This window comes from Tessaracoccus yangjingae (genome assembly GCF_055326235.1).
This window is the reverse complement of record NZ_JBUZNN010000009.1, coordinates 104,717-113,518: the sequence shown is the minus strand read 5'-3', so window position 1 is coordinate 113,518 and position 8,802 is coordinate 104,717. Positions and strand designations below refer to the sequence as shown.

Annotated in this window: 5 protein-coding genes; all 5 read right to left on the bottom strand. The window is 73.3% G+C overall.

Annotated elements, in window-relative coordinates:
• Nucleotides 1-88: 88 nt before the first annotated feature.
• On the bottom strand, nt 89-805 hold the full coding sequence (locus ACZK5D_RS12965) for a hypothetical protein (protein ID WP_463665580.1): 717 nt from the start codon (nt 803-805) through the stop codon (nt 89-91).
• Between the two features lie 70 nt (nt 806-875).
• Nucleotides 876-1,994 (bottom strand): serine hydrolase domain-containing protein, encoded by a 1,119-nt coding sequence (locus ACZK5D_RS12960; protein ID WP_463665579.1) that lies wholly within the window; start codon nt 1,992-1,994, stop codon nt 876-878.
• The gene (locus ACZK5D_RS12955) at nt 1,991-4,786 is read right to left on the bottom strand and encodes an alpha-L-rhamnosidase (protein WP_463665578.1); all 2,796 of its coding nucleotides are present in this window, start codon (nt 4,784-4,786) and stop codon (nt 1,991-1,993) included. The genes ACZK5D_RS12960 and ACZK5D_RS12955 overlap by 4 nt, the downstream gene beginning before the upstream one ends.
• Nucleotides 4,783-6,270: a glycoside hydrolase family 43 protein gene (locus tag ACZK5D_RS12950; RefSeq protein ID WP_463665577.1), complete on the bottom strand. Its 1,488-nt coding sequence runs from the start codon at nt 6,268-6,270 to the stop codon at nt 4,783-4,785. The genes ACZK5D_RS12955 and ACZK5D_RS12950 overlap by 4 nt, the downstream gene beginning before the upstream one ends.
• On the bottom strand, nt 6,267-8,678 hold the full coding sequence (locus ACZK5D_RS12945; RefSeq protein ID WP_463665576.1) for a glycoside hydrolase family 3 protein: 2,412 nt from the start codon (nt 8,676-8,678) through the stop codon (nt 6,267-6,269). The genes ACZK5D_RS12950 and ACZK5D_RS12945 overlap by 4 nt, the downstream gene beginning before the upstream one ends.
• Nucleotides 8,679-8,802: the final 124 nt, after the last annotated feature.

Genomic DNA, 8,802 nt, shown 5'->3' with positions numbered 1-8,802 from the left:
AAACGAATACCCCCCCCCAAAAAAAAAACAGGGGGGTTGGGTCACCCCCTCGTCCCCCCCCCCCCTTCTGGTGTGTGAGAAACCCGGCTCAGAAGCCGTTGGCGGCCAGGAGCCCGAACATGACCACCAGCCAGATGATGGTCAGGACGACCGACGCGATCTGGATGATGCCCAGGATCTTGCCGATCAGGTAGCCGATCTTCAGCGATCCCTCCCACTGGTACGGGGCGCCGGCGTCGATCTGCTTCTTGATCTGGCCGCCCATGTACCAAGCGACGAAGGGCACGATCGGGACGAAGAAGCCGAGGATGCCCAGCACCAGGATGGTGGTGGCCTGCGGGTGCTCGGCCTGCCCGTACCCGTAGGCGGGCTGCTGTCCGTAGGGGGCCATGCCGTAGGGCTGCTGCTGTCCGTACGCTGACTGGCCGTAGTCGGCGCCGTAGGGGGCCTGGCCGTAGTCGGTGCCGTAGGGGCTCTGCGGGGCCTGGCCGTAGTCGGTGCCGTAGGCGGGCGCGGACGGCGGCGCGTAGCCGGCGGCGGGGGGCTGCTGCCCGTAGCTGGGCGGAGTGGGCTGCGCGTACCCCGCGGCAGGCGGCTGATCCCCGTAGGCGGGCTGCGCGTAGGGCTGGGGCGCGGCCGGCGGGTAGGTGGGCATGGGCTCGGTCTGGCTGCCCACCGCCGACTCGGACTCGCTGAACGACGTCGTGGTCTCGTCCTGCCCGAACGGGACGTAGGGCTCCGGGGTGGCCTGGTAGTCGGGCGACTGCTGGGGCTCGGGCTGGCGGAATCCGGGCTGATCGGACATGGTGCTCCTCTAAAGACGGTGCTTCACGCCAAATTGTCCCCGCAGCCAGGGGTCAGGCGCCAGTCCGGCCTCAGGTGAACAGCCGGTTGAGGGCGGCAGCCACCCGAACGGCCCTCGGGTCCGCCCCGCCGGGCCATGGGCCGCGGGGCAGCGTGTAGGCGAACGACACACCCGTATCGGGGTCGACGCAGGCGACGGCCCCCATGGCGCCGTCGTGGCCGAAGGAGCGGGGCCCGCCCCACCGGAGCTGCACGGAAGGCTTCTGGAACACGATGCCGTGCGCGCGGTCCTGCTGACCCAGCACCTCGTCGAAGCCGTGGACCTGCTGCTCGCCGACCTGCGCCACCGTGTCCTCCGACAGGAAGGGGGCGCCGCCGTCGACGCCGGTGACGGCCGCCGCGAGCAGCCGCGCGAGCCCGCGGGCGGTGCCGACGCCGGACGCCGCGGGGTGGCCGAAGCGCCAGCTGGCCTCGTCGTTGCCCAGGTCCAGGCCCGGCGCCGCGGGCGCGAACACCAGCCGGCCCACGGCCGTGGGCTCCTCCCGTGTCACCCCCTCAGGGACGATCATCGGGAGGAGGGCGACCCGGCGGTGATCCTGCCCGGGCGGCAGGCCCAGGTGGAAGTCGATGCCGTGCGGGCGCCTGATCCGGGTCTCGTAGAAGTCGTGCAGCGTCTGGCCCGTCGCCCTGAAGATCAGCTCCGAGGCCAGGTTTCCGATGGTGAGGGCGTGGTAGCCGAACGCCGTGCCCGGGCGCCAGTACGGCCGGGCGTCGGCGAGCCGGGCGGCGCCGGCATGGTGGCTGAGCAACTCCGCGGCCCGCAGCGGCGGTTCGGCCTGGGGCAGGCCCGCCTGGTGCGAGAGGAGCTGCCGGACGGTGACCGCCGCCTTCCCCTTCGCCGCGAACTCGGGCCAGTACGCGGCCACGCGCTCGTCCAGATCGAGGAGCCCCAGCTCCACCGCCAGCCCCACCGACACGCCGATGACGTTCTTGGTCACCGAGAAGGGCACCGTCATGGAGTCCTCGGCCATGTGCGGGCCGGCCCAGACGTCGAGGACCTTCTCACCGCGGCGGTAGGCCGCGGCCTGGAAGGAGAAGTCCTCGTCCGCGGCCAGGGCGCCGGCCAACTCGTCGAGGATGCCGGCGAGCCTGTCGTCGACGTGCCCGTGCACCGCCTCTGCGCCCGTCACTCCGGGCCCCCCAGCGATGCCAGCGCCTCGTCGACGGCGGCCAGCAGCTCCGGCGGGACGAACAGGAAGGACCCCGCGAACGGGCGTCGCCGCCCCCACGTCACCCGGTTGGTGAAGCCGTCGGCGAGCTGGGGCGCCTGCTCCCTCAGCACCGCCAGCACCGCGTCGAGGGCCTCCTCGTCGTCGATGATGTCGGCCGACGGCGAGGCCAGGCTCAGCGGGCGGCGCGACGGCGGCGCCAGGCGGTCCTGGAAGGTCCAGGAGTGCGTCCCGGAGCCCACCGTCAGGGGCTCGCGGCCGGGCAGCAGCACCTCCGCGCTCGTGTTCGGCGGCACGGTGGCCGTCACCAGGATCTGCCCGCCCTCGCGCCGCCACGCCACCTCGGCGTGACCGTAGGGCGTTTCCAGCCAGGAGCGCGCGTCGTCGATCCGGCGCAGCGGCCGCGGGGCGATGCGCAACGTGGCGTACCCCGGCTCGGCGAGGTCCAGCCCCGCGACGACGCGGTGGAGCCAGTCGGCCACCGCTCCCAGCGCGTAGTGGTTGAAGGACGTCATCTCCCCGGGGTTGATGGTGCCGTCCGGGAGCATGGAGTCCCAGCGTTCCCAGATCGTCGTCGCCCCCATGGTGACGGGATACAGCCACGAGGGGCATCCGGTCTGGAACAGCAGGCGTTCGGCCACGTCGAGGTGCCCGGCGTCGCTGAGGGCGTCGGTCACCAGCGGCGTGCCCACGAAGCCGGTCTGGATGTGATAGCCGCCCTCGCGCACCAGGTCAGCGAGGCGCGCGGCGAGCCGCTCCCGCTGCCGGACGTCGCGGACGAGGTCGAACCGCAGCGCCAGGGCGTAGGCCGTGACCGCGTCGGAGACCATCAGCCCGACTGGCGTGACGAAGGCCTCCTCGAACGCGGCGCGGGACCTCTCCGCCTCCGCGGCGTAGCGCTCGTGGTCGGCGTCGTGGCCGAGGAGCCCGGCGGTGTCGGCGAGGATCCGGGTGGAGAGCGCCAGGTAGGCGCTGGCCACGATGTCGGAGGAGGTCTTCGCCGCGGCCGGGTTGTCCGGCGGCGCGCTCGGGTCCAGCCAGTCACCCAGCTGCATCCGCCCACGCCACAGGCCGGAGCCCTCGGTGTCGGCGAGGACGGTCTCCACCCAGGCCCGCATGGAGCCGTAGGAGTCCTCCAGGATGCCGAGGTCGCCGTAGCGCTGGTACAGCGTCCACGGGACGACGGTGGCGGCGTCACCCCAGGCCGCCGTCGGCTTGCTGAACAGGCCGACGCGGCCGAGGACGTTGGGGACGACGAGCGGCACGTTGGTGCCGTCCGCCGCCTGGTCGGCGGCGAGGTCGCGCAGCCAGTTGCGCAGGAATCCGCGCACGTCGTACAGGCGGGTGGCGGTGGGGGCGAACACCTGGATGTCGCCGGTCCACCCCAGCCGCTCGTCGCGCTGCGGGCAGTCGGTGGGGACGGCCAGGAAGTTGCCGCGCATGCCCCACCTGACGTTGTCGTGCAGCCGCTGAAGCAGCGGGTGGGAGGTCTCGAAGCCGCCGGTGCGTGCCATGTCGTTGTGCAGTACGACGGCGACGACGTCTGCCGGGTCGAAGTCTCCGGGCCAGTCGTCGATCTGGGCGTAGCGGAAGCCGTGGTAGGTGAACTCGGGCTCCCAGACCTCGACCCCGTGCCCGCTCAGCGTGTAGTGGTCGGTGGCCGCCGCGACCCTCAAGGGCCGCGTGCCCAGCTCGCCGTGCTCCAGCACCTCGGCGTGGCGCAGCCGCACGGTGTGACCGGCGGGACCGGCGACGGCGATCCGCAGCCGGCCCACGAGGTTCTGACCGAAGTCGAGGATGGACGCCCCGCTGGGCGAGGTCAGCACCTCACGCACGGGCACCTCCTCGATCCGGCGCACGGGCGGCATCACCTGCGGCACGGGCCGCGGGAACCCGGCCTCGACGACGGCGGCGCGCTCCCATGCCGAGTCGTCGAAGCCCACCCGGTCCCAGCCGTCGGCGATCCTGCGCGCGTCGAACCGCTCGCCGGCGTACAGGCCGCTGTCGACGACGGGGCCGTCGCCGCGCGCCCGCCAGGAGGCGTCGGTGAGGACGACGGAGGTGGAGCCGTCGGCGTGCTCGAGGTCCAGCCGCAGCGCGAACGCCGGCTGCTCGCCGAAGACGGGGCGCCCCTGGCCGTGGAAGCCGTAGCGCTCGGTGTACCAGCAGCCCGCCAGCCGGACCCCGATGGCGTTGGCGCCGTCGGCGATCAGCCCGGTGACGTCGACGGTTTCGTGGACGAGCCGGTGATGGTAGGCGGGCCACCCCGGCGCGAGGACCGCGTCGTCGCTGGGCGCGCCGTTGAGCGACACCGTCGCGACACCCAGAGCCGTCCAGCGCAGCGTGGCCCGCAGGACCCCGTGCGCCTCGAACTCGGTCCGCAGCTCCACGGGTTGGGCGGGCCGCTGCGGGGAGGGCAGCCCGATGAGCCGCCCCCACTGCGCGTCGGCGGGGAGGGAGGCGTTGCGCACCTCCAGTTCGTCGCTCCAGTCGGTGACGGTGCCTGAGGTGGCGGTGACCCGCACCCGGAGAGTCGCGGCCCGGCCGGGGGCAAGCGGAGCGAACGGCCACGGCACGAGATTGCTGTCGCGGCCGTCGAGCACCACGACGTCTGCCCCGGACCGGATCTCGGCGGATGCCTGGATCCAGCCGGGCTCGTCGGTGTCGACGATCCAGCTGAGCCGGGGGCTGCCGGTGTCCACCAGCGGGGAGTCGTGGCGCAGCTCGGCCGCCAGCCGGGCGCACGCGGTCAAGAGTTGTCGCCCTGGTAGTCGATCCGGTCGACGGCCACCGAACCCTCCGTCGCGTACACGCCGAACACGCGCCCGGTGAAGGAGGCGGCCACCTCGTTGGACAGGTAGCGGGCGTCGACCTCCTCGAGCACGCGGACTCTGCCGTCCGCATCGACGAAGCCGAGCGAGACGATGTCGGAGGAGGGATGCCCGAGGCCCTGGGACACGGGCACGGCCGACGAGACGACGAGCGTCACCTGGCCGTCGCCCACCTGCACCGAGGACTCGCGGACGAACCCGGGGACCACGGCCCGCGCGGTGACCGTGTCGCCGGCGAGCTCGACCTCGTAGTGGAAGTGCTCGTCGTAGCGGACCGCGAGCCCGCCGACGCCCGCGGAGGCGTCGACGACGGCGCGCATCTCGCACGTCTGGTGCTCCTGGCGGTGGCCGACGAACACGGGGCGGAACGCGCCCATGCCCTCGCCCTCGCCGGTCAGCGTGAGCCATCCCGGCCGGGAGCCGAGGTCGGCCAGCTGGTCGGGGCGGCGGCGCACGCCGAACCACTCCGGGCCCAGCGGGCCGTCGAAGTCCTCGGACCAGCCGAACGGCGCGCGGGGGTTGAGTTCGACGGGGTCGATCTCCAGCCATTCGTCGCGCGTCCAGCGCGCCGGCGAGATGAACGTCTCCCGGCCGAGGGCCGAGAAGGAGCGCACCATGCCGCGGGGGCGGGTGCCGAGCATGACCACGTACCACTGGCCGTCGGGGCCCTCGACGAGGTCGCCGTGGCCCGTGCACTGGACGGGGCGCGCGGTGCCACGGGCGGTGACCAGCGGGTTGTCGGGGCAGGACGTGAAGGGGCCGCGCGGGGAGCGCGAACGGGCGATGGAGATGGAGTGCCCGCGCTCCGTGCCGCCCTCCGCAACCATGAGGTACCAGTGCTCGCCGATGTGGTAGAGGTGCGGGGCCTCGGGGAACATGCCGCCGTCGCCGGACCACAGGGACCGCTTCGGCTCCAGCACCTCGCCGGTGGCGACGTCGACGACGATCTGCTCGATCCCGCGGTGCGCCCCGATGTCCGGGCCGGAGAGGACCAGGCCGGAGTACGTGATGTAGGCGGTGCCGTCCTCGTCCCAGGCGAGGTCCGGGTCGATGCCCTCGAGGTCCACCACGACGCCGTCGCTCCACTCCCCCGCCGGGTCGGTGGCGGTGAAGATGCAGGTGCCGCGGCCGGCGGTGTCGGTGACGATGAGGTGGAACAGGCCGTCGTGGAACCGGATTGTGGGCGCCCAGACGCCCAGGTTGGTGGGGGCGTCGACCACGCCCAGCTGCTCGTCGCGCACGGCCACGTTGGCCACGTGGGTCCAGGTGACCAGATCACGGGAGTGGTAGATGGGCAGGCCGGGCAGGTACTCGAACGTTGAGGTGGCGAGGTAGTAGTCCTCGCCGACCCGCACGATGCTCGGGTCGGGGTTGAAGCCCGGGATGAGGGGGTTGGGCAGGTTCACGAGAGTTCAGCCTCCACGGTCAGGGGGGTGTCGGTGACGGAGGAGCCCACGTGCAGGGCGAAGGTGCCCGGCTCCAGGGTCCAGCCGTCGGCGAAGTGCTCGAAGCGGCGGCGGGGCACGGAGATCTCGACCGTGGTCGACTCCCCCGCGCCGAGCCGGACGGGGGCGAACCCGGCCAGCCAGCGGACCGGGCGGTCCACGGCGGTGTCCTCGCGGGAGGCGTAGACCTGCACCACGTGCTTGCCCGCGCGGGCTCCGGTGTTGGTCACCCGCACCCGCACCGTGACGCCGTCGGCTCCTGCCTCGGCGGTGGCGTCGGCGAGCTCCCAGGACGTGTAGCCCAGGCCGTGCCCGAACTCGAAGGCGGGCGCGGCGCCGGCCTTCAGCCAGGCGCGGTGGCCGATGTGGATGCCCTCGTCGTAGCGGACGGTGCCGTCCTCGGGGGTGCAGTTGAGGACGGGGACGTCCTCGAGCGTGGCGGGCCAGGTGGTGGGGAGGCGGCCGCCGGGCTCGGCCAGGCCGAGGAGGACGTCGGCGATGGCGTTGCCGAACTCCTGGCCGCCGAAGTAGCCGAGCAGCACGGCGGCCACGTCGTCCTGCCACGGCATGAGCACCGGGGAGCCGGAGTTGACGATGACGACGGTGCGCGGGTTGGCGGCCGCGACGGCGCGGACGAGGTCGTCCTGGCGGCCGGGGAGGTCGAGGTTCTCGCGGTCGTAGCCCTCGGACTCCACCTTGGAGTTGGTGCCCACCACAACGACTGCCACGTCCGCCGCTGCGGCGGCCGCGGCGGCCTCGCGGATCAGGTCGTCGGGGTCGTGGTTGGCGGGGGCGGTGCCGAAGGTGAGGCCGATGGCGCCGGCCACGGCGAACTGCGTGGAGCCGAGGTCGAACTCGACGCGCAGGTCCACGGGCTGCCCGGCGGTGAACCGCACCGGGCGGGTCTCCGAGGGCGGCGCGAGCAGGGCGGCCCCCAGGTCGGTGCCGGTGACGATGGGCTGGTCCTCGAACAGGAGCTCGCCGTCGACGAAGACGCGCCCGCGCATCGAGGTGGCGAAGCCGAGCTCCCGTTCCTCGGTGACGTCCGGCGTGAAGCGGGTGTCGAGGGCCAGCACGCTGGCGCGCTGGATGACGTCCACGCCGCCGCCGAACCAGGTCAGCGACGTGGCGAACCGGTCCTCGGACATGAGCGCGTTGCCGTCGGCGTCGAGGAACGTGGCCACGAGGCCGGGGCCGCCGGTGCGGGGGTTGGTCAGGCTCGCCGGCGCCAGGGGCGCGACACCCTCCTGCACCACGGCGCCCAGGCTGTAGGTCACCTGCGCGCCCGGGAGCGCGGCGCGGAGGCCGCTCAGCGGGTTGACCACGCTCTCCGGCACGACGGTGGCGCTGCCGCCGCCCTGCGTGCGGGCCTCGTCGGCGTTGTGGCCGATGAGCGCCACGGTGCCGAGCGCCCCCGCGTCGAGCGGCAGGATGCCGTCGTTGGCCAGCAGCACCATGCCCTCGGCGGCGGCGCGGCGCACGAAGGCGATGCCGTCGACGGCGGCCGGGGCGAGCGGCTGGGCGTCGCCCAGAGCGCCGACGCGCTCGGCCAGCAGCAGGAGCCGCGCGACGTGGCGGTCGATGTTCTCCTCGGACACCTCGCCGGCCTCCACGGCCTTGAGGAGCGCGTCGCCCCACACGCCGGGGGCGGGCATCTCGAGGTCCTGCTCGGCGTTGGCCGCGGCGGTGCTGCGGACGGCGGTCCAGTCGCTGACCACCACGCCGTCCCAGCCCCACTCGGTGCGCAGCGGGTCGCGCAGCAGCTCGTTCTCGGTCATGGTGGCGCCGTTGACGGAGTTGTAGGCGCTCATGATCGACCAGGTGCCCGCCTCGACGGCGCGCTCGAACGGGGCGAGGTACAGCTCGCGCAGCGTCCGCTCGTCGGCGACGACGTCGACGGTGAAGCGGTCGGTCTCGAAGTCGTTGGCCACGTAGTGCTTCGGGGTGGCGGCCACGCCGTTGTCCTGCAGCCCGGCGACGTAGGAGGCGGCCAGCTCGCCGGTGAGCACCGGATCCTCGCTGAAGCACTCGAAGTGCCGGCCGCCCAGGGGCGAGCGGTGCAGGTTGATGGTGGGGCCGAGCACCCAGTCCACGCCCTTGCGGCGGGCCTCGGCGGCCGCGGCGGCCCCGTACTCGCCGGCCAGGGCGGTGTCCCAGGCAGACGCCAGCGCGGTGGCCGAGGGCATGTTGAGCGACGGCGAGCGCTCGTCCCACACCGGCCCGCGGACGCCCGACGGGCCGTCGGACAGGGTCATCTTCCTCAGCCCGATCTCGGGGATCTCGATGGTGGTCCAGAAGTCCTCACCGGTGAGGAGCCGGACCTTGGTGGGCAGGTCGAGGCGCGCCACGAGGGCGTCGATGTGGGTCATGGTTCTCTTCCGTCGTCGGAGTGGGTCCGTGGGTGCTGGGGGTCGGGGGGCCGCGGCGGGCGGCCCCCCGACAGGGTGACGCTCAGAGCGCGGCTAGCGCCCATACGGGAACAGACCTCTTCTT